Genomic DNA, 20296 nt, shown 5'->3' with positions numbered 1-20296 from the left:
AGATAGACCCTGTAGTAACTATAGGGTCAAGAGATGAACGACAGAATTCTGATGATCGGCCAATTGGCTAGACGAACGGGGACCAAGGTCGAGACGATCCGGTTCTACGAGAAGAACGGTCTCCTGCCCGCACCCTCGCGTACCGATGGCAACTACCGTGCATATGAGCCGGGCCACCTCAACCGCCTCAGCTTCATCAGGCGTGCGCGCGAGCTTGGTTTCTCGCTCGATCAGATCAGGGAGTTTCTCAAGCTGGCCGACGATCGTTCGCAGTCCTGCGCGGCGATTGATGCGATTGCAAAGGAGCACCGGAAGGAAGTCGAGCGAAAAATCGAAGACCTAACTGCGCTCAAGTCGGAACTGGACAGGATGATAGACCAGTGTGGATGCGGGCTGGTCGCAGATTGTAGGATAATAGAGAGCCTGTCTCCGCTGCCAGCCAGAACCTAATGACTGCTCACCGCAGCGCCGGGCCTCTCGATGCCAAAATCTTTGCGGCGATCGGTGACGTAATCATCTGGATCACAGCGAAGAAGGCGGCAGGCACGGCGATTTCCGAGGGCAACCCGGACGCCGCTACGAACGCCGCCGCAATGGAGAACTCCTTTTTGCTCACCGTGAACAGGTAGGCGATCAGCTCTTGCCGGTCGGCCACAAAGACTTTTGCGATGGACCCGACCGCATAGCCGATCAGGTTCAGCGTGAGCGCGGCCAGCGCGATTAGGAGGGCGAACCAGCCATAGCCGAGGATTGTTTCGGCGTTTGGACCCACGACCGCCAGAAGCAGGAGCAGGTAGAGCACCGAACCAAGAGAGGGATAGAGGCCATCGTGTCGGCCGACCGCTTCCGGGTATCGCGTGCGTAGGTAGACCCCGATCACGGTCGGCAGCACCACGATCAGCACTAATTCCATGATGATCGCCCCGATGGGAACTTGCAGCTCGATTCCGGTGAGAAGCAGGAACAGGATCGGCACGATGAAGGGCGAAAGCACTGTGTTGACCGCATTGAGGACCGCCGCGAGGGCGACATTGCCGCGTGCGAGCAGGACCAGCAACGGAGCGGAAACGTCAGTCGGCAGAGTGCCGACAAGGGTTTGACCGGCGGCCAGCGGCCCAGAGCCGAAGAACAGCCGCCCGGTGAGCCATCCGGCGAGCGACATGGGACCATAGACGAGGCCAAGCGCCCAAAGCTGCCGGCTCGGCTTCCGGAAAACCAGCTTCACGGCGTGAGCGTCGAATGTCAGGCTGATGACCAGCATCAGCAATGCCAGAAGCGGGCTTATGCCGCTTTCAAGGACCATGCCGAGCGAAGGGACGAGCAGGCCAAGCGCGGCCGTTACAACGGCCAGCAGCAGGAGATTGTTTTCAACAAAGGCGAGGGCTTTCTGCATCGGCAGTCCTATTCGCAGCGGATCGTACCGGTTGGGCGGCCCTCGCATTTCGCGAACAGGGCAATCGCTTGATCGCAATATTTGCAGTGACCTTGGCAGCAGTCGTGCATGAGGAAGGCGACGAGATCGGAGAGCGCCGGCCAGTTGGCGCTGTAGATGATCGACTTGCCATCTCGCCGCCCCTGCACGAGTCCGGCACGCTCCAGTTCCTTGAGATGGAAGGAGACGCGCGACGGCGGCGCATCATCGAGCGCGCCGGCGATGGCACCAGCGGCCATGCCGTCAGCCCCCGCGACGACCAACATGCGGATTATCCGCAAGCGGTCCTTGTGAGAGAGCGCGGCGAAGCCCGCGAGCGCGTCGTTTTCGTCCATATCATTTCAACGTTTCATGTTTTGTTGAAATTATTGCTTATAGATGGAGCGCGCGCGCCTCAATCTCGCGCAATTCCTGAAACCCGCAATAGATCGGCTGCACCCGGAAAGTCGCGGCTATTCGTTTCACAAGACTTTATCGCAAGTGCTAAGCCACTTGCGACATGATTTCCGAGAGCGGACCACCTGGGGCGAACGTCGGCTCGGTCCCGGCGAGGCGGCCTGACGCCACGGGCCGGTCGAATCAGTCGAGAGCATGCCGGTGTGCCTGCAGATCATCCGACTGGTCAGGCACACCGCCGTTCTCCTGTAATTTTATCCCACACTACTACGACGACCGAAACTTGTTGAAACGACCTGTTTTGTGTCTCTTTTAGTGATCCCCATCCGGGGATCGTCTCTCGCCTCCCCGGTGGAACGGGGACGAGATGCCAGGCATCAACCACAAACAGGCAAATGTGGACCGCGGCGCGCGCATGCTCCGGACAGCGCTCGGGCCTGCCATCTCAACCCTGCTGCAAGACCCGTCTGTCGTCGAGGTCATGCTGAACCCGGACGGACGCATCTGGGTGGACCGGCTGTCCGAAGGGTTGGCCGATACGGGCGAAATACTGTCCGCCGCTGACGGTGAGCGCATCGTGCGGCTGGTCGCCCACCATGTCGGCGTCGAAGTCCATGCGCGCAGCCCGCGCGTCTCGGCCGAACTGCCCGAAACCGGCGAGCGCTTCGAGGGGTTGCTGCCGCCGGTCGTGTCCGCACCCGCCTTCGCCATCCGCAAGCCCGCGGTCGCAGTATTCACGCTAGACGACTATGTGGCCGCCGGCATCATGTCCGCCGATCAGGCGGAAACGCTCCGCGCGGCCGTCGCGTCCCGCGCCAACATCCTTGTCGCAGGCGGCACGTCCACCGGTAAAACGACGCTGACCAATGCGCTGCTCGCCGAGGTGGCGAAGACGCAGGATCGGGTCGTCATCATCGAGGACACCCGCGAACTGCAATGCGCAGCGTCGAATCTCGTGGCGATGCGCACCAAGGATGGTGTCGCCACCTTGTCGGAACTGGTGCGGTCTTCGCTGCGCCTGCGTCCGGACCGCATTCCGATCGGTGAGGTGCGCGGCGCCGAGGCGCTCGATCTCCTCAAAGCCTGGGGCACCGGCCATCCGGGCGGCATCGGCACCATCCATGCTGGTTCCGGCATCGGCGCCCTGCGCCGCCTCGAACAACTCATCCAGGAAGCCGTCGTCACTGTGCCGCGCGCGATGATCGCGGAGACCATCGACCTCGTGGCCGTCCTCGCTGGCCGCGGCTCCGCGCGCCGGCTGGCCGAACTTGCCTGCGTCGAAGGGCTCGGCCCCGACGGCGATTACCGGATTTCCCTCGCTTTTCCCGACACCTCAATCCCTCACGTTCCAGGAGAACCTGCATGATCCGTTGCGCCGTTCGTATCCGTCATCATCTGGCGACCGCCGCCGCCTTCACCTGGGCGAGCCTGATGACTGCCCCCGCCCAAGCGTCTGGCTCCTCCATGCCCTGGGAAGCGCCGCTGCAATCCATCCTTGAATCCGTCGAAGGCCCGGTGGCCAAGATCGTGGCAGTGATCATCATCATCGTCACCGGCCTGACGCTCGCATTCGGCGATACCGGCGGCGGCTTCCGTCGCCTCATCCAGATCGTCTTCGGTATCTCCATCGCCTTCGCGGCGTCCAGCTTCTTCCTCTCGTTCTTCAGCTTCGGCGGCGGAGCGCTGGTCTGATGGCGGTGAGTTTCGAGGCGCTCGACGCGGTTCCGGGATTCAGTGTGCCGGTTCACCGCGCCCTGACCGAACCGATCCTGCTTGGCGGAGCGCCACGCTCCGTCGCGATCCTCAATGGCACGCTGGCCGGAGCCGTGGGCCTCGGCCTCCAGCTCTGGCTGGCCGGCATCCTGATCTGGGCCGTCGGTCACATCGCCGCCGTCTGGGCCGCCAAGCGCGATCCGCTCTTCGTCGAGGTCGCGCGCCGCCACCTCCGCATCCCCGGTCATCTTTCGGTGTGAGGAAGCCCATGATGAATCTCGCCGAATACCGCCGTACCGCATCCCGCCTCGCCGATTACCTTCCCTGGGTAGCGCTGGTCGGCTTCGGCGTTGTCCTCAACAAGGACGGCTCGTTCCAGCGCACCGCGAAGTTTCGCGGTCCCGATCTGGATTCCGCCGTCGCGGCCGAGCTGGTCGCGGTCGCTGGCCGCCTTAACAATGCCTTCCGTCGCCTCGGCTCCGGCTGGGCGATCTTCGTCGAAGCACAGCGGTCGGAAGCCGCCACCTATCCGGCGAGCCGCTTCCCCGATCCCGCATCGGCGCTGGTCGATGCCGAGCGCAAGGCCGATTTCGAGGAGAAAGGCAGCCATTTCGTCTCTGGCTATTTCCTGACCTTCCTCTGGCTTCCGCCCGCCGAGGATGCCGCCCGCTCCGAGTCCTGGCTTTACGAGGGCCGCGAAACGTCGAGCGTGAACCCTTGGGAACTGGTGCGCGGCTTTGCCGACCGCACCGACCGCGTGCTGGCGCTGCTCGACGGTTTTATGCCGGAATGCCGCTGGCTCGATGACGCCGGGACGCTGACTTACCTGCATTCGACGATTTCGATCAACCGGCATCGCGTCCGCGTGCCCGAAACCCCGACCTATCTCGATGCGCTGCTGGCCGATCAGCCGCTGACCGGCGGGCTGGAGCCGCGCCTGGGCAATCAGCATCTCCGGGTGCTGACGATCACCGGCTTTCCGGCAACCACCACCCCCGGCCTGCTCGACGAAATGAACCGGTTGGCCTTTCCCTATCGCTGGTCGACCCGCGCCATCCTCATGGACAAGACCGATGCGACCCGGCTGCTGACGAAGATCAGGCGCCAGTGGTTCGCCAAGCGCAAGTCGATTGCCGCCATCCTGAAAGAGGTGATGACCAACGAGCAATCCGCGCTCGTCGACACCGACGCCGCCAACAAGGCGGCCGATGCCGACATGGCCCTGCAGGAACTTGGCGCCGACATGGCGGGCATGGCCTATGTCACGGCGACCGTCACCGTTTGGGACGAGGACGCCCGCCGCGCCGACGAAAAGCTGCGGCTGGTCGAGAAGATCATCCAGTCCCGCGATTTCAGCGTCATGGTCGAAACGGTCAACGCCGTCGACGCCTGGCTCGGCAGCTTGCCCGGACATGCCTATGCGAATGTCCGGCAACCGCCGGTCTCGACGCTCAACCTTGCCCACATGGTCCCTTCGTCCGCCGTGTGGGCGGGACCGGAACGGGACGATCACTTCGGCGCGCCCCCGCTGCTGTATGGCAGGACCGAAGGATCGACCCCGTTCCGGTTTTCCCTCCATGTCGGCGATGTCGGCCATACGCTTGTCGTCGGGCCGACGGGTGCCGGCAAATCGGTGCTGCTGGCGCTAATGGCCTTGCAGTTCCGGCGCTACGCGCGCTCACAGGTCTTTGCCTTCGATTTCGGCGGCTCGATCCGGGCCTGCGCCCTCGCGATGCAAGGTGACTGGCACGATCTTGGTGGCGAGCTGACCGACGCTTCCGAAACATCCGTCTCGCTGCAACCTCTGGCGCGCATTCACGAGACGGCCGAACGCGCCTGGGCCGCCGACTGGATCGTGGCGATCCTGACGCGCGAGAACATCCAGATCACCCCGGAGGTGAAGGAGCACATCTGGACGGCCCTGACCTCGCTCGCCTCCGCCCCGGTCGGGGAACGCACCATCACCGGCCTCGCCGTGCTGCTCCAGTCGAATGATCTGAAACAGGCGCTCCGCGCCTATTGCGTCGGTGGTCCCTATGGCCGGCTGCTCGATGCGGAGACCGAACATCTTGGTTCAGCAGACGTGCAGGCATTCGAAATCGAGGGCCTTGTCGGGACCGGCGCGGCGCCCGCGGTCCTCTCTTATCTCTTCCACCGCATCGGCGACCGGCTAGACGGGTGGCCCACGCTGCTGATCATCGACGAGGGCTGGCTGGCGCTCGACGACGAAGGCTTCGCGGACCAACTCAGGGAATGGCTCAAAACCCTGCGAAAGAAGAACGCCAGCGTCATCTTCGCCACGCAGTCACTGTCCGACATCGACAATTCAGCCATCGCGCCGGCGATCATCGAAAGCTGCCCAACGCGGCTGTTGCTGCCCAACGAGCGCGCCATCGAACCCCAGATCACCGCGATCTATCGCCGTTTCGGCCTCAATGACAGGCAGATCGAGATCCTCGCACGGGCCACGCCCAAGCGGGACTACTACTGCCAGTCGCGGCGCGGCAACCGCCTGTTTGACCTCGGATTGTCGGAAGTCGGGCTGGCGCTTTGCGCCGCATCGGCCAAATCCGATCAGGCCCTGATCAGCGAAATCCTCACCGAGCATGGCCGCGACGGGTTCCTCGCCGCCTGGCTCAAGGCGCGTGGCGTCGAATGGGCCGCAGAACTGATCCCGGACCTCAGCAATCTCGCGACCGAAAGCGAGGATCTGCCGTCCGTCATTTTCGATGAGGACGCGTTCGAGCTCACCCTGGAAGAAGAGGAAAGTACCCCATGACGCGCACAAAGACCCGGATTTCCCGCATGGCCAGCGCTTCGGCGCTCGCCCTTTCGCTTGCCGCGCCGCTGGCGCTCGCGCCGGACTTCATCACCCCGGCCCATGCCTTCTTCGGCGGGTTCGGCCGGATCGTCTATGATCCGACCAACCACGCGGAGAATCTGCTGACCGCCGCCCGTACGCTGGAGCAGATCAACAACCAGATCACCTCGCTTCAGAACGAGGCGCAGATGCTGATCAACCAGGCCCGCAATCTCGCGAGCCTGCCTCACAGCTCGCTTCAGGCGCTTCAGCAGAACGTCCAGCGGACCCAGCAGCTTCTCGGGCAGGCCCAGAACATTGCGTTCGACGTTCAGAACATCGATCAGATGTTCCAGCAGGACTACGGCAAGCTGTCTTTGACCGCGACCGACACCCAGATGATCGCCGATGCGCGCTCGCGCTGGGAAAACACCGTCGGCGGCCTGCAGGACGCCATGCGCGTCCAGGCCGGCGTCGTCGGCAATATCGACAGCAATCGCACGCAAATGTCGGAGCTTGTCGGCCAAAGCCAGGGGGCGACCGGCGCGCTTCAGGCGACCCAGGCTGGCAACCAGCTTCTCGCCCTCCAGTCGCAGCAGCTTTCGGACCTGATCGCTGTCATCTCGGCCAATGGCCGGGCGAATGCCTTGACCGAGGCCGAACGCGCCACGGCAGCCGAACAGGGACGCATTCAGCGCGAGCGTTTCCTGACGCCGGGGTCAGGCTATCAGCCCGGCAACGCGCGAATGTTCAACTGAGGAAAGGAGGCGGAGTATGGAGGGGAAGGTGCTGGCCCGGATCGCGGCCATTGTGTTCGTGGCCGTGGCCATCACGGCGGCGATCATCGAGATGTCGCGTGAGGAAGGCCCCGCGCCAGCACCTTCCGTCCCAGCGCTTCAGCCCGCCACCGATCCGCTGCGTCTGGAACAGCGGCGTTGCCAGGCATTGGGCGAGGCGGCGGCCAATGATGCCGACTGCCTCCGAACCTGGGCCGAGACCCGCGATCGCTTCCTCGGCAAGACACCCGCGCCAGCGACCCCCGCACAGAACGGGAGACCGTGAGCCATGGGCGGAACGGGGGTCATCGATAATTTTCTCGGCATCTTCACCAGCTATATCGACTCCGGCTTCGGCCTGCTCGGCGGCGAGGTGGCGTTTATCGCCACGACGCTGATCGTCATCGACGTGACGCTCGCCGCACTGTTCTGGGCCTGGGGCGCCGACGGCGACATCATTGCGCGGTTGGTGAAAAAGACGCTGTTCGTCGGCGTCTTCGCCTATCTCATCAGCAACTGGAACAATCTCGCACGGATCGTCTTCGAGAGCTTCGCCGGGCTCGGGCTCATGGCGTCCGGCACTGGCTTCTCGGTTGCCGATCTGCTGCGCCCCGGCCGCGTTGCCCAAACCGGGCTGGACGCCGGTCGCCCGCTGCTGGAATCTATTTCGGACCTGATGGGCTGGATCGCCTTCTTCGAGAACTTCATCCAGATCGCGTGCCTGTTGTTCGCCTGGGCGCTGGTGGTGCTGGCCTTTTTCATCCTGGCAATCCAGCTTTTCGTCACGCTGATCGAGTTCAAGCTGACCACGCTGGCCGGCTTCGTGCTGATTCCATTCGGCCTGTTCGGCAAGACCGCCTTCATGGCCGAGCGGGTGCTGGGCAATGTGATCTCCAGCGGTATCAAGGTGCTGGTCCTCGCCGTCATCATCGGCATCGGCTCCACGCTCTTCGGCCAGTTTACCGCAGGCTTCGGCGGTGCGACCCCGACAATCGACGACGCCATGGCGATCGTGCTGGCAGCCCTTTCCCTTCTCGGCCTCGGCATCTTCGGCCCCGGCATCGCCACCGGCCTCGTCTCCGGAGGCCCGCAACTCAGTGCCGGCGCCGCCGTCGGGACTGGCCTTGCGGTTGGCGGCGCTGCGATCGCAGCCGGTGGCGCGACCATGCTCGCGGCGCGGGGTGGCGCAGCCGCACTCTCGGGCGGGGCAGCACTTGCCCGCGGCGGTGCCTCGGCCGCCGGTGCGGCTTCGTCCGCCTATACCCTCGGCTCCTTGGGCGGGTCCGGCACGGCCGGGGTCGCCTCCGGCCTTGGCGGTGTGGCGCGCGCCGGAGCCTCCGCCGCCGTTTCACCACTCAAGCGCGCCGCCTCCCGCGCCAGCGACAGCCTGAAATCCAGCTATTCCGATGGTGCGAAAGCCGGATTCGCGGCATCCGGCGGCACGTCGACCATGGGCACCGTCGGCAGAGATTCGTCGCCTGCGCCGTCAACCCCCTCAACCCCTGATGGGCCGCCGGCCTGGGCGCAGCAGATGCGGCGTGGCCGGGCCATGAGCCACGGCGTCACGGCTGCTGCTCATGCTGTCCGATCCGGCGACAGCCACGGCGGCGGCTCCTCCGTCAGCCTTTCCGAAAGTGACCGCACATGAACATCTTCAAACGACCGACGACCCATTACGGCAAGGTGCCGGAACCCGAGACTCCCTATCAAAAAGCCGCACAGGTCTGGGACGAACGCATCGGCTCGGCCCGCGTGCAGGCGAAGAACTGGCGCTATATGGCGTTCGGCTGTCTGATCCTCTCGGCCGGCTTTGCCGCCGCGCTCGTCTGGCAATCGGCGCGTGGAACCGTCGTGCCCTGGGTGGTGCAGGTGGACAATCTCGGTCAGGCGCAGGCTGTCGCGCCCGCGAACGCCGATTATCGCCCGACCGATCCGCAGATCGCCTTCCATCTCGGCCGCTTCATCGAGCAGGTCCGCGCGATCCCGGCGGACGCGATCATCGTCCGGCAGAACTGGCTTCGGGCTTACGAGTTCACCACCGACCGGGGCGCGGCGGCCTTGAACGATTATGCGCGGGCCAACGATCCCTTCACCAAGGTCGGCCGCCAGCAGATCGCCGTCGAGGTGTCGAGCGTCATCCGGGCTTCGCCGGACAGTTTCCGCGTCGCCTGGACCGAACGCCATTTCGAGAACGGCCAGCTTTCCACGACCGAGCGATGGACCGCGATCCTGACTGTCGTGATCCAGCCCCCGCGCGATGCCGAACGATTACGCGCCAATCCGCTGGGAATCTACATCAACGCAATTTCATGGTCGCGGGAGATGAGCCAATGACCCGCACGACTTTCCGTAGAGCCGGTTTTCCGGTTTTCCGTAAACCCGCTTTCGCGGCTTTGCTGCTTTCCGCGACCATGTTGGCCGGCTGCGCGACCAACCGGACGCCGCAATTCAACTATGACGCCGACGTGCCGCCGCTGCCCACCGTGCAGACGGTCGCCACCGACGACCGGCCCCGGCCGCTTCACACGCCGCCGGCCTGGACGGTCGCGCGGGGCGGACCTGCTGCCAGCACTCCGGACGGCCGTGTCGAAAACGCCAATGCCGCCGCCCGTGTCGAACCTCGCCGTGAGGGCTATTACAACGCCATCCAGATTTATCCGTGGAGCGAAGGCGCGCTCTATCAGGTCTATGCGGCCCCCGGCCAGATCACAAATATCGCGCTGGCGCCGGGCGAAAGCCTGACCGGCGCGGGACCTATTGCGGCCGGGGATACGACACGATGGATCATTGGCGACACCGAATCCGGTTCGGGCGCGAACCGCCGCGTCCACATCCTCGTGAAGCCGACACGCCCGGACATTTCCACCAACCTTGTCGTGACCACCGACCGGCGCACCTACATGATCGAGCTGCGCGCGCGGGAATCGCTCTACATGCCTTCCGTCGCATGGGCCTATCCCGCGGCGCCGGCGGGAAGCCGTGCCACCACGCCCGCCGCGCCCATCATCCCCGCCGAGGCGGCGCGGAACTATCGCTACGGATTGCAGGTGCGGGGCGACAGCCCGCCATGGCGGCCGCTCTCCGTCTTCGACGATGGCCGCCGCGTCTATGTCATTTTCTCGCGCGGCATCGTGCAGGGCGAAATGCCGCCTTTGTTCGTCATCGGGTCGGACGGAGAAACGCAGATCGTCAACAGCCGTGTCCACCAGAATGTCCTGATCGTGGACCGCCTGTTCGGTGCGGCCGAACTGCGCCTTGGCAGCGGCGATCGGCAGCAAGTGGTCAGGATCGTCCGCATCAACCCGACGCAGGCCGCAGCAGAACCAGCCAGCACGACCACGGGAGGATCGTCGTCATGAGCGATACCGATACCGCCGCCCCCATGCGCCTGCGCGCCGAGCCGCCTCGTGTCACCCGCCTGTCCCGAAAGTTGCTGGCAAGCGTTGGCGCGGTCGCGCTTCTCGGCATCGCCGGAACCTTGATCTATGCGCTCCAGACCCGCGATGCGGGGCCGGGTGGCGGCGAACTCTATTCGACCGAAAACCGACCCACGGCTGACGGCCTCGCCGGTCTGCCGCGCGACTATACCGGCCCCGTCCTGGGACCGGCATTGCCGGGCGACCTTGGCCGTCCGATCCTCGACGCGCAGAACCGGGGGCAGCCAGTCGCGCCTCCGGCAATCACCACACCAGCCGTCGATCCCGAAGAGGAGCGCCGCCGCGCCGAGGAAGAGGCCGCGCGCTTGAGCAACGTGTTCTTCCAGTCCGGGTCGCGTTCTGGCGGGACAGCGGGAACGGCCATGCCAGGAATAGCCGGGATAGGCTTGCAGCCGGACGGCACAGGGCAGAACAGGCACGCGGCTTTCCTCAATAGCCCGGTCGACCGACAGACGGTTGCGCCAGATCGCGTCACGCCGCCGGCATCGCCCTACATCCTTCAGGCTGGAGCCGTCATTCCGGCCGCACTCATCACCGGAATCCGCTCCGATCTGCCGGGCCAGATCACCGCGCAGGTCACCGAAAACGTCTATGACAGCCCGACCGGCTCGCTGCTTCTGATCCCGCAGGGAACGCGCATCATCGGCCAATATGATGACGGCGTGACCTTCGGCCAGCGCCGCGTCCTGCTGGTGTGGAATCGCCTGATCCTGCCGGGCGGCCGCTCCATCGTTCTGGAGCGCCTGCCGGGCGCGGACGCTTCCGGTTACGCCGGGCTTGAGGATGGCGTCGATTATCACTGGTGGGATCTGATGAAAGCGGCAGGGCTTTCCACACTGCTCGCGGTCGGTACAGAGCTGGCGACCAGCGACGAGGACCGGTTGATCCGCGCCATTCGCGACGGCGCACAGGATACCGTCAATCAGGCCGGGCAGCAGATCGTCCAGCGCCAATTGCAGGTCGCGCCGACGCTCACCATCCGGCCCGGCTTTCCGGTCAGGATTATTGTGACCCGCGACCTGGTATTCGAGCCCGCAGGAGGTTGAGCATGACAAAACTGAAACTCGGTCCCATCGTCGAGGACAAGCCCGTCAAGGTTACGGTAGAGCTGCCGGGGCCGCTTCATCGCGATCTTGCGACCTATGCCGAGGTGCTGGCCCGCGAGACCGGCCAACCCGCCGCTGATCCTGTCAGGCTGATCGTGCCAATGTTGGAGCGCTTTATCGCCACTGACAGGGGGTTCACGAAAGCACGGCGCTCCGTCCTGTCTCCGAAGTCGCAGGTCTGACGGCCATTGCTTTCGCCAGACTGAGAAAGCGACGGAAGGCGGGATTGTCGTTGCTCGCCGACCAGACGGCCGAAAAGGGCAGAACCTCGCCGAGGATCGGTCGGTAAACCACACCCGGAAATTGTGCGACGGTGATGGCTTCGCTCACCAAAGTCAGCCCTCGGCCGAGGGCGACAAGCGGCACCAGATTATCCCGACCGACATATTGCACCTGGATCTCGGGATGCCTGCCGAGATCCGCCAGCCGCCGCACCAGATGATCGTAAATTTCCTGTCCCGGAGCAGTCTCGCTGACGATAAAGGACTCGTCGGCCAGATCGCGCCATACGACTTCCTCCCTGTTGGCTAAGGCATGATGGTCAGGCAAGACCACGAACACACGCTCCGACCACAAGAGGACGCGTTCGCAATCCGGCCAGTCTCGTGTTCCAGTGATGAAGGCGACGTCGAGATTGAGTTGCCGGATCGCTGCGACATGCTCTGCGGGGTTCCCGTCAGCCACTTCGATTCTCACCGCGCTATGTCGCCTGCCGTAAACTTCCAGCAACTCCGCCAAAAAGCCGGAAGCGATCGAGGAATAAATACCGATCCGGACACGTCCCTTTTCAGAACGACCTGCGGAGGCAACCTCTCGAGCGCCTTCTCCAACAGTCCTGATGACCCTGCGGGCGTGTACGAGGAATCGCTGGCCGGCATAGGTTTGCGATACGCCCCATGTATGCCGGTGAAACAAGGAGGCGCCAATCTCGTCTTCCAGCTTGGCAATGGACCGACTGATTGCAGCTTGCGACCGTCCAACCGCAGCTCCTGCTTTGCGAAAGCTGCCATGCTCGACCACAGCCACGAAATAGCGGAGATGGCGAAGCTCGACTTTATCCGAACACTTGACCCCTTTCCGCATTATGCGGCCACCTTGCTTCTGGTCGCCAACATCAATGTCTGGAGAAAGCCCAAACGAATCCGTATGTCGGCACCATCATCGAGGTCCGCGGCATCATCTGCATAAACGTACCCTTCCGCGATCAGCGAGCCGAATAATTTGTCGACGGACGAACGGTTCTTCGCTTGGTCCTTCATTTCTGCCGCCTTGCATTGACGAAACGGGTATCAAGCAAGATCGTGCAGCCTCCAACCATTGGAAGGTCAAGACCGAAATTGCTTAAGTCCCGGTCTTAACCGCAGCGTGAAGATTGCCGTGTCGGCGATAAGTGCTGCTGCCTGCTTCAACGAACGCATTAGCGGCCCGCTCTTCAGCGGTACAGGCATCACATCGCCAAGAAGCCTTGTTTGTCAGTCATCAAAGTGCTCCTCGTCGATGTGGGTTGCCATGTCGATCAGCATGTCGCTCACGTGACTGTCTGCCACTTCGTAGAAAACCTGCTTTGACCGACGCTCCCCCCTGACGAGCCGTGCACCTCTGAGCAGGCGTAAATGGTGGCTAACCAGTGTCTGCGACAGTCCCAGGCTCTCAACAATGTCGCCGACGGACTTTGGACCCGGCAGGCAAAAGAGCAGAATTCTCAGCCGTGTAGGATCGCCCAGCAGGCGAAAAGTCTCTGCCAGTACGGTTACGTCGTTCTGCGACAGGGACGGGGCTTGCTTCAACGTTCATGCTCCTGCTTGCTGTGGACATGCTCAGGCCCATGGTTGTGGTGATGCCCATCATGGTCGTGTCGATCCCCATGCGCGTGCCCCGTCAAGGCAGAGGCTTGCGACAGGCTGCACGCGTCCGCATCGTCATTCCAGTCGATGGCGATGGTCGGATGTTCGATCTTAAACTGTGACTTCAACTCACGCTCGACCGCGCGCATCACCGAGCGAGCATCGACATCGGCTTTCGGCCGCACATGTAGGGTGGCCAAGGTCCGCCCGGACGTGATCGACCAGACATGGATGTGGCTCACCGACGCCACGCCAGCGATGTTCTCGACAAGATGGCGTTCGATCTTCTCGGGCGTCGCGTTATCTGGCGCACCTTCAAGCAGGATATGTATCGACTTGCCGAGGAGATTCCACGCGGCGCGCAGGATCAGCAGGGAGACAAACACCGAGAGGATAGGATCGATCAGCGTCCAACCCGTGTACATGATCACGATGGCGGCTGAAACCGCTGCCACAGAGCCGAGGAGGTCGCCCAACACATGAAGGATGGCACCCTTGATGTTCACGTGCTCGGTATCTCCGCGCGTCAGAATCCAGAACACGAGAATATTGATGAGGAGCCCCGCAATGGCGACGCCAAGCATCGGACCCGCGAGGATAACATGCGGTTCCTGAAAGCGCTGCCAGGCTTCATAGACAATCCAGACGACGATCGCGAATAGCGTGATTGCGTTGATAAAACCGGCAAGGACCTCGAAACGCAGATAGCCAAAGGTCCGCTTGGAGTCTGCCGCCCGCCGTCCGAACCGAAAGGCGGCATAAGCTAGCGCCAGCGCAGCCGCGTCGCTCAGCATATGTCCAGCGTCGGCGAGCAGCGCCAGCGATCCTGAGATCAGACCGCCGATCACCTCCACGATCATGAACGTGAGGATCAGGAAGAACGAGAGAAGGACCTTGCGCTCATTATCGCTCGTGACGGTCGGCGCATGGGAGTGATCATGGGAATGGTCATCATGAGAATGACCATGGCTGTGTGAATGGGACATTTCAGGGCTCATGCGGTTGACATACAACACATGAATATGTGTTCATATGTTGTATGTCAACCGCTCCGCTTGCAATTCGTCCAAGCAGGCGTCTGCGCAAGGCCTACGGCGGGTAGCGCGCCACGGAACCGCGCCGTAGGCTTAATGACTATCCTGTCAATGGACAGCGATCGTGCCGGTAGAAACCTGTCCCCTCTTAGCGTTGACCAGAACCGCGGCAATGACTGCGGCAATCACGAGGGCAGCTCCAGCTCCCGCAAGCGCAAGACCATAACCGTGGATCAGCGCATCGCTGGCCGATCTCACTAGCCCGGCGTCACCCGTCTCCCGCCCGCGATAGAGGGCGGCGAGTGCACCCGGCAACCTGCCAGCCGTGGCAGAGACTGCGATGGTCGAAAGGACGGCCAGCCCCAAGGCGACGCCGATCTGTTGCGAGGCGTTGAAGAGCGCCGATGCGATGCCCGTCTCCTGTGTCTGCACGCCTTTGACGGCGGTCAGCGCCAGTGCAATCACGGCCCCCACGAAACCGAAAGCGGTGAGGAAGGCCGCGGGCATGAAGTGCCACATATAGTTGAGTTCCTGTCCGATATTGGCGAGCCAGAACAAGGCAGCGCCGCCTATTAGTGCGGCGGGCGCTGCCACCTCGCGCGGCGCAAACCGCGTGACAAGCTTGGAACTGACAATGGCCCCAACGATAATACCCGCACCGAATGGCAGGAACGCCAGCGCGGTCATGATCGGGCTGTAGCCGAGGATGTGCTGCAAATAGAGCGTCAGCAGATAGATCATCCCCATCGGACCGAAGCCCAGCAGCAGCATGGCGAGGTAGGAACCCGCCCGGTTGCGCTCCTTGAACAGACGTGGCGGCAGAAGCGGGTCTTTGCTGCGCGACTGCAAGATCAGGAACAGCGGCAGCAGGATCGCGGCGGTAGCGAACGAGGCGAGCGTGATGCTGTCCGTCCAGCCATGTTCGCCGCCACGGGTGATCCCATAGACGAGCGCGGCCATGCCCACAATGCTGGTGAGCGCGCCGGTGAAGTCCGGGCGGCCTTTGTGCAGTTCCGCCTCGACAAGCGTTCTTGACCCCGCCAGCACAGCCAGGCCGATGGGAATGTTGATGAAGAAGGCCCAGCGCCAGCCCAGCAGCCCCGTCAGCAGCCCGCCGAGGATCAGCCCGGCGATGATACCAAGGCCGGACATTGCTCCGTAAACGGCCATCGCTCCGTTGCGCGCCTTGCCTTCGGGGAAGGTCGTCGCGATCAAGGCAAGAGCATTGGGGGCCGTCAGCGCCGCACCCACGCCCTGTAGACCGCGTGACGCGATTATGCTCATGCTGTCCTGGGCAAGCCCGACGAACAGGGAAGCAATGGTGAAGATCGCCATGCCCGCCTGCAGCATGCGCCGCCGGCCATAGATATCGCCCAACCTGCCGCCGAACAGCAGCAGTCCACCAAAGGCGAGAACGTAGGCGTTGATCACCCAAGGCAGGCTCGCAGCCGACATTCCGAGTTCGTTCTGGAGTGTCGGCAGGGCGATGTTCGCGATGGTATCGTCAAGCACCACCATGAGCTGAGCCGTCGCAATGACGGCCAGCGGCAATGTCGTGCTTGCAGGTGACGAAGCCACCGGAGGCTTCGGCGTTTGGGGGGAGAGCGTAGACATCCGGAGTTCCTGTTATTTTTCATGGGGCGTTCAGATGTCGCAGACCCCTAATCCTTCCAACGGCTGGAAGGTCAAGAACAAATTGCTTCCCAAATCCGCTGAAACTTGATCTATAAGCCGATGAGCTGCACATCGCCCACATTTTGCATGCGAGAAGCGCCGATCAGGCAATGGCGATCAGTGGTCTAGCTGGCCATGACATGACCAGATTCGTCGTTCACGGACGGGCCGAGCGGCCTGGCGCGGCAGGAACGGGCGGCGGTCAGACGGTCCTAGCAGCAAATTCGCCGGAACAAGGTTCGTCTTGACATGCTTCCTTCCTGATCCATTGCACCCCAGATGGGGCTTCCAACAATGGGAAGGTCAAGGCCGCCTTGGCCGCGATATCATTTTTCCTCGTTGACCCTTGACCTTGCCAACGTGGCAAGGACCAGATTTGTCCGTGAACGCCCAACAGAGGAGAGTTCGCATGTTCCGATTCACTGCTCCCGACATGACTTGCGGCGGCTGCGCGCGCCGGGTCAACAACGCGCTTCTGAGCGTCGATCCGGCGGCTGATGTCACCACCAATCCACCCACCCGCGAAGTGACGGTCACCACGAAGGTGGACGAGCAGGTACTCCCCGCCGCCTTAACCGAGGCAGGCTATCCGGCCGAACGCAAGGACCAGTCGGCGGCCGCGTGAGGCTTCTGGGCGCGGTGGCGGCTCGGCTGCGCCCCTTCGTCTCCGCCATTCTCAACAGCTCGACTCGACGTGCAAGTACACTCAAGAACCGCTCCACCAGAGAAATGCGCCGGCGACAAAGAGATAGCGTGCCGCTTTGCCGATCGACACGAATATGAGAAAACGAGAAAGGTCAACTCGCAGTGCTCCTGCCACAACTGTCAGCGGATCGCCGATAATCGGCAGCCAGGACAAGAGTAGAGACCACACGCCATAACGTCCGTACCAATCTGATGCACGGCTAAATGACCTGTCGTCAATCGGAAACCAGCGATGGTCTCGAAACCCTGAGAGGAACCTGCCCAGCGCCCAGTTCACCAAGGAGCCGAGCACATTTCCTGCCGTTGCGACGCCCACTAGGGTGACGAGGTTGGCCTGTCCCATTGTTAGAAGAGTCAGGAGCGCTGCCTCGGACGACCCTGGTAGGAGGGTCGCCGACGTGAACGCGCTTACGAAAAGGGCGGCATATGCGACAAGATCAGTTCCGATGTCTGCAACCAATGCCGTGCTGCCTCGAAGTTCGTCATGCACGCCGGCTCTGCTCATCGACGCCAATAGCTATTCTCAATTCTCAAGTCTGGCGCCAGAGCTGTTTCGCTCCGGCGCCGCGCTGCTTACTGGTTCGATCCGGCGTAGACTATGCCGTTCGGGCGATCGCCGACCGGCACGGTCTTGAGCACTTCCTGGCTCGCCACGTCGATGATCGAAACGCTGTCATCGGCAATGTTCGTTACGAACACGAATGCCCCGTCAGCCGATGCCGAGACGCCGTGGGCGCCGCTCCCGGTGGTGATCGTCTCGATCACGTTTCCGGACTCAATCTCGATCACGGAGACCGTGTCGTTCGGTTCCGCCTCGGTGCCCTGATTGGCCACATAGACGTAGGCTCCATCCGGGGTGGCGAACATCTGGATCGGGTTCGGCCCGACGTCGATCCTGTTCGTCACCTCGCGGGATGCGGTGTCGATGACGGCCACCCGGTTCTCGTCTCGAAGAGAGACGTAGACCTGATCGCCCGAGGGCGTGAACCCGACCTGAACAGGCGCTGCGCCCACCGGAATGCGCGCAACCTCGGTCAGCTCCTGCGTGTCGATGACGGAGACCGAGCCGTCCTCGACATTGGCCACATAGAGCTCGCTCTCATCCGGGTTGAGGCGCAGCCCGTGCGGATAGGCTCCGGTCGTGATGTGCTCGATCACCGAAGCCGCTGCGAGATCAACGACCGCAATCTCGTTCCCGCCGGACAGCGAAACATAGGCGCGGCCGCTACGATCGGCGACGACATGCGCCGGATGCGCACCGACTTCTACAGTGCCGACGGGTTGTGACAGCTGCTGCGGATCGAGCACCACCAGAAGCCCGTTGCCGGCATCGGCATGTCCCTGGTCATCCGATCCGTGAGCGTGATCGGAGGCAGCGCTCCCGACGGCGAGCAACAGCCTCCCGTCCGGTGTCCGATCGACATTGTGCGGTGAGACTCCGATCTGCACCGTCTCGACCGAACCCGTGCCGAGTTCGATGGCGCTGATCGAATTGTCGCCCTCGTTGGCGGAGTACACGGTTCCGCCTGTCTCGACCAAGCCGGCAGGCTGCTGGCCGGCATTCCTGTCCAGCCACGCCTGCATTTCGGCGATCTCACGTTCCTGTGCTTCAATGATCTGAGACGCCCACTCTCTTGTCTGCGGGTCATCTCCGTATCGCTGCACGATCTTCGCCATGTCGACCGCACCCTGATGGTGCGGGATCATGCCCCGGATGAAAGCGACGTCCGGGTCCTCGGCCATGACGCCCTCCATCATCGGACCGTGCATCTCCTCCATCGCATCGACATAGGCCTTGGTGAAGTCGGCGACATCGGCGTCGGCTGGAGCCGACTCTCCGCCTTGGGGAGCGGCCATCCCACCGTGCATCATGCCGCCCTGCATCATCTGCTGCATGGCGTCCATGCACGCTTGGGGCATGGTCTCCATCATGGCCCGGCATTCCTTCGGCATGTCCTGCATCGAAGGCATCTGTCCTGAAGGGGACATGGAGGCAGGGGCCCGTTCCTCCTGGGCCTGCGGCGTCTGAGGGTGATGGGCGTCATGCTCTGCCTGCTGCGCCAGAGCAGCGCCGGAGACTCCCATCAAGAGACTGGCAGAAAGGGCAACTATTGTTCGGTACGTCATGGTTCATCCTTTGGCACCGGAGAGCCGCGTCTAATTTCTGGACGCGCGCCTACCGTGGCTTCGTCTGACTGTTTGCTGCTTGAGTGCCGAGAAGAACACCTCCCGGCCGATGCGTTCACTACGCAGGGGCGGTCAGACGCGGTGGTGTCAGGAGGACTGAAGGATTTCGGCCCAGATCGCTGGCCTGGAAACCGAGCAATGGCTCGCCGTCCGAGGATGGCATCACAGGCGGCGCCTCGGGTAGCAGGGCAACAATGGTGCAGAGCTGGCCGCAATCGCGGTCCGGCGCCGTTTCAGTGTGACAGCATCGTTCGTCCGCAGCCTTGCTTCGGTCGTCGGAGTAATTCGAATGGGCCTCATGCTGTGCACCCGCAACGGTCTGATCCTGATACGAGCCGTGTGTGCCCGGGCTGGCATGCGCCGCTGCCAGGAAAACAAAAGCGCTGAACGCAAGCAGCAGCAGGCCTGTCAGGAACTGGCGGAGCCAGTCGCCTTTCGATCCGAAAGCCGCAGTCGAGCTCCTGCTCATGGCTTGGCTTCTTTGTCGAGGTCGGGATGGAGAGTTGCCACGCACCAGATGACATCCTTGCGGCCGTCAGTATCCGAGCCCAGGCAACCAGAGCTCCTGACAAAGGCAGGGTCTGCCCCGCAGGCCCGGTTCTGGATCGGACTGATGGCGACCGGATGGATCATGAGCACCGTTCCACTCAGATCTCCCGCGCGCCGCGGAAACGCCCGAAGGTTTTCTGGACGGAAGGGCCGAACAGGAACACCTCGTATGGCTCGGGGACCACGCCGGGAAAGTCCATGCCGGGGGAGCCGGCGGGCATTCCGGGAACCGCAAGCCCTGTCGCGAGCGGGCGCGCGGCCAGGAGGCGGCGAAGCGCGGCGGCCGGCACATGTCCTTCGATGACATAGCCGTCCACTTCGGCCGTATGGCAGGAGTACAACGCCGCCGGGACGCCGAGCCGCTGCTTGAGGCTTTCGACCTCGCTCGATTCCACGACGCTCACCGGGAAGCCGGCCGCCTCGATATGCTCGACCCATGCGCCGCAGCACCCGCAATTCGTATCCTTGGTGACGGTCACCAGAGGCAGTCCTGCCGAGCGAACCGTTCCCGCCGTTGAGAGCAGGAGGGGGAACGCGGTGGCGCTGGCGAGGAAGGAGCGCCTGCTGATCATATGGATGGTTTGCATCTCAGTTCCTCCATCTGGGCCGCAACTTCGTCAAAGCTGGATCACCGGAAAAATAC

Annotated in this window: 24 protein-coding genes; 13 read left to right on the top strand and 11 right to left on the bottom strand. The window is 63.1% G+C overall.

Annotation, left to right across the window (positions count from 1 at the left end):
* Nucleotides 1-33: 33 nt before the first annotated feature.
* Nucleotides 34-450: a MerR family transcriptional regulator gene (locus AUL31_RS16725; protein WP_012092652.1), complete on the top strand. Its 417-nt coding sequence runs from the start codon at nt 34-36 to the stop codon at nt 448-450.
* 7 nt (nt 451-457) lie between these two features.
* On the opposite strand, the gene AUL31_RS16720 is transcribed toward AUL31_RS16725, so the two are convergent.
* Nucleotides 458-1393 (bottom strand): bile acid:sodium symporter family protein, encoded by a 936-nt coding sequence (locus AUL31_RS16720; protein WP_012092653.1) that lies wholly within the window; start codon nt 1391-1393, stop codon nt 458-460.
* 8 nt (nt 1394-1401) lie between these two features.
* Entirely contained in the window at nt 1402-1767 is a 366-nt protein-coding gene (locus tag AUL31_RS16715) for an ArsR/SmtB family transcription factor (protein ID WP_012092654.1), read from the bottom strand.
* A 428-nt stretch (nt 1768-2195) separates the two neighbouring features.
* Between AUL31_RS16715 and trbB the strand changes: the two genes are divergently transcribed.
* From trbB to AUL31_RS16660, 11 genes are read left to right on the top strand one after another with little or no spacing between them, the layout of a single operon-like run.
* Complete coding sequence (gene trbB, locus AUL31_RS16710; RefSeq protein WP_012092655.1) at nt 2196-3194, top strand: P-type conjugative transfer ATPase TrbB; 999 nt, start codon at nt 2196-2198, stop codon at nt 3192-3194.
* Nucleotides 3191-3520, top strand: a complete 330-nt coding sequence (locus tag AUL31_RS16705) for a TrbC/VirB2 family type IV secretion system protein (protein WP_012092656.1) — start codon at nt 3191-3193, stop codon at nt 3518-3520. The genes trbB and AUL31_RS16705 overlap by 4 nt, the downstream gene beginning before the upstream one ends.
* On the top strand, nt 3520-3801 hold the full coding sequence (locus tag AUL31_RS16700) for a VirB3 family type IV secretion system protein (protein ID WP_012092657.1): 282 nt from the start codon (nt 3520-3522) through the stop codon (nt 3799-3801). Before AUL31_RS16705 ends, AUL31_RS16700 begins: the two co-directional genes overlap by 1 nt.
* An 8-nt stretch (nt 3802-3809) precedes the next feature.
* Nucleotides 3810-6320 (top strand): conjugal transfer protein TrbE, encoded by a 2511-nt coding sequence (gene trbE / locus AUL31_RS16695; RefSeq protein WP_012092658.1) that lies wholly within the window; start codon nt 3810-3812, stop codon nt 6318-6320.
* Nucleotides 6317-7099 carry a P-type conjugative transfer protein TrbJ gene (gene trbJ, locus AUL31_RS16690; RefSeq protein WP_012092659.1) on the top strand — a complete coding sequence of 261 codons (783 nt, stop codon included), beginning with the start codon at nt 6317-6319 and terminating at the stop codon, nt 7097-7099. Before trbE ends, trbJ begins: the two co-directional genes overlap by 4 nt.
* Before the next feature lie 16 nt (nt 7100-7115).
* Nucleotides 7116-7403: a putative entry exclusion protein TrbK-alt gene (trbK-alt, locus tag AUL31_RS16685; RefSeq protein WP_012092660.1), complete on the top strand. Its 288-nt coding sequence runs from the start codon at nt 7116-7118 to the stop codon at nt 7401-7403.
* A 3-nt stretch (nt 7404-7406) separates the two neighbouring features.
* On the top strand, nt 7407-8765 hold the full coding sequence (gene trbL / locus AUL31_RS16680; protein WP_012092661.1) for a P-type conjugative transfer protein TrbL: 1359 nt from the start codon (nt 7407-7409) through the stop codon (nt 8763-8765).
* Nucleotides 8762-9451, top strand: a complete 690-nt coding sequence (trbF, locus tag AUL31_RS16675; protein WP_012092662.1) for a conjugal transfer protein TrbF — start codon at nt 8762-8764, stop codon at nt 9449-9451. Before trbL ends, trbF begins: the two co-directional genes overlap by 4 nt.
* The gene (gene trbG, locus AUL31_RS16670; RefSeq protein WP_039194776.1) at nt 9448-10476 is read left to right on the top strand and encodes a P-type conjugative transfer protein TrbG; all 1029 of its coding nucleotides are present in this window, start codon (nt 9448-9450) and stop codon (nt 10474-10476) included. Before trbF ends, trbG begins: the two co-directional genes overlap by 4 nt.
* On the top strand, nt 10473-11600 hold the full coding sequence (locus tag AUL31_RS16665; protein ID WP_012092664.1) for a TraB/TrbI/VirB10 family type IV secretion system protein: 1128 nt from the start codon (nt 10473-10475) through the stop codon (nt 11598-11600). Before trbG ends, AUL31_RS16665 begins: the two co-directional genes overlap by 4 nt.
* Before the next feature lie 2 nt (nt 11601-11602).
* Entirely contained in the window at nt 11603-11842 is a 240-nt protein-coding gene (locus AUL31_RS16660; protein WP_012092665.1) for a DUF2274 domain-containing protein, read from the top strand.
* On the opposite strand, the gene AUL31_RS20085 is transcribed toward AUL31_RS16660, so the two are convergent.
* The 5 genes from AUL31_RS20085 to AUL31_RS16640 form a co-directional block, all read right to left on the bottom strand.
* Nucleotides 11796-12743 (bottom strand): LysR family transcriptional regulator, encoded by a 948-nt coding sequence (locus tag AUL31_RS20085; protein ID WP_012092666.1) that lies wholly within the window; start codon nt 12741-12743, stop codon nt 11796-11798. The genes AUL31_RS16660 and AUL31_RS20085 overlap by 47 nt on opposite strands.
* The gene (locus AUL31_RS20400; RefSeq protein ID WP_012092667.1) at nt 12743-12919 is read right to left on the bottom strand and encodes a hypothetical protein; all 177 of its coding nucleotides are present in this window, start codon (nt 12917-12919) and stop codon (nt 12743-12745) included. Before AUL31_RS20400 ends, AUL31_RS20085 begins: the two co-directional genes overlap by 1 nt.
* Before the next feature lie 213 nt (nt 12920-13132).
* Complete coding sequence (locus AUL31_RS16650; RefSeq protein ID WP_012092668.1) at nt 13133-13447, bottom strand: ArsR/SmtB family transcription factor; 315 nt, start codon at nt 13445-13447, stop codon at nt 13133-13135.
* Entirely contained in the window at nt 13444-14490 is a 1047-nt protein-coding gene (locus tag AUL31_RS16645) for a cation diffusion facilitator family transporter (RefSeq protein WP_034658511.1), read from the bottom strand. The genes AUL31_RS16650 and AUL31_RS16645 overlap by 4 nt, the downstream gene beginning before the upstream one ends.
* Before the next feature lie 156 nt (nt 14491-14646).
* Nucleotides 14647-16152 (bottom strand): MFS transporter, encoded by a 1506-nt coding sequence (locus AUL31_RS16640; protein WP_012092670.1) that lies wholly within the window; start codon nt 16150-16152, stop codon nt 14647-14649.
* Nucleotides 16153-16621: 469 nt separating this feature from the next.
* On the opposite strand from AUL31_RS16640, the gene AUL31_RS16635 reads away from it, so the two are divergent.
* Nucleotides 16622-16837: a heavy-metal-associated domain-containing protein gene (locus AUL31_RS16635; protein WP_012092671.1), complete on the top strand. Its 216-nt coding sequence runs from the start codon at nt 16622-16624 to the stop codon at nt 16835-16837.
* Between the two features lie 81 nt (nt 16838-16918).
* Here AUL31_RS16635 and AUL31_RS20080 read toward each other — a convergent pair whose 3' ends face one another.
* The 4 genes from AUL31_RS20080 to AUL31_RS16625 all read right to left on the bottom strand — a co-directional run bounded on the left by AUL31_RS20080 (nt 16919) and on the right by AUL31_RS16625 (nt 20240).
* Nucleotides 16919-17407, bottom strand: a complete 489-nt coding sequence (locus tag AUL31_RS20080) for a YqaA family protein (protein WP_231771508.1) — start codon at nt 17405-17407, stop codon at nt 16919-16921.
* Nucleotides 17408-17490: 83 nt separating this feature from the next.
* Nucleotides 17491-18849, bottom strand: a complete 1359-nt coding sequence (gene copM / locus AUL31_RS16630) for a CopM family metallochaperone (protein WP_231771507.1) — start codon at nt 18847-18849, stop codon at nt 17491-17493.
* Nucleotides 18850-19162: 313 nt separating this feature from the next.
* Nucleotides 19163-19573 carry a hypothetical protein gene (locus AUL31_RS20395; RefSeq protein WP_028034404.1) on the bottom strand — a complete coding sequence of 137 codons (411 nt, stop codon included), beginning with the start codon at nt 19571-19573 and terminating at the stop codon, nt 19163-19165.
* Nucleotides 19574-19751: 178 nt separating this feature from the next.
* A complete protein-coding gene (locus AUL31_RS16625) occupies nt 19752-20240 on the bottom strand; it encodes a DUF411 domain-containing protein (RefSeq protein WP_012092675.1) in 489 nt (162 codons plus the stop codon).
* Nucleotides 20241-20296 lie beyond the last annotated feature (56 nt).

Source organism: Aureimonas altamirensis, from assembly GCF_001463885.1.
Taxonomy (GTDB): domain Bacteria; phylum Pseudomonadota; class Alphaproteobacteria; order Rhizobiales; family Rhizobiaceae; genus Aureimonas; species Aureimonas altamirensis.
This window is presented reverse-complemented; position numbering and strand designations above follow the sequence as displayed.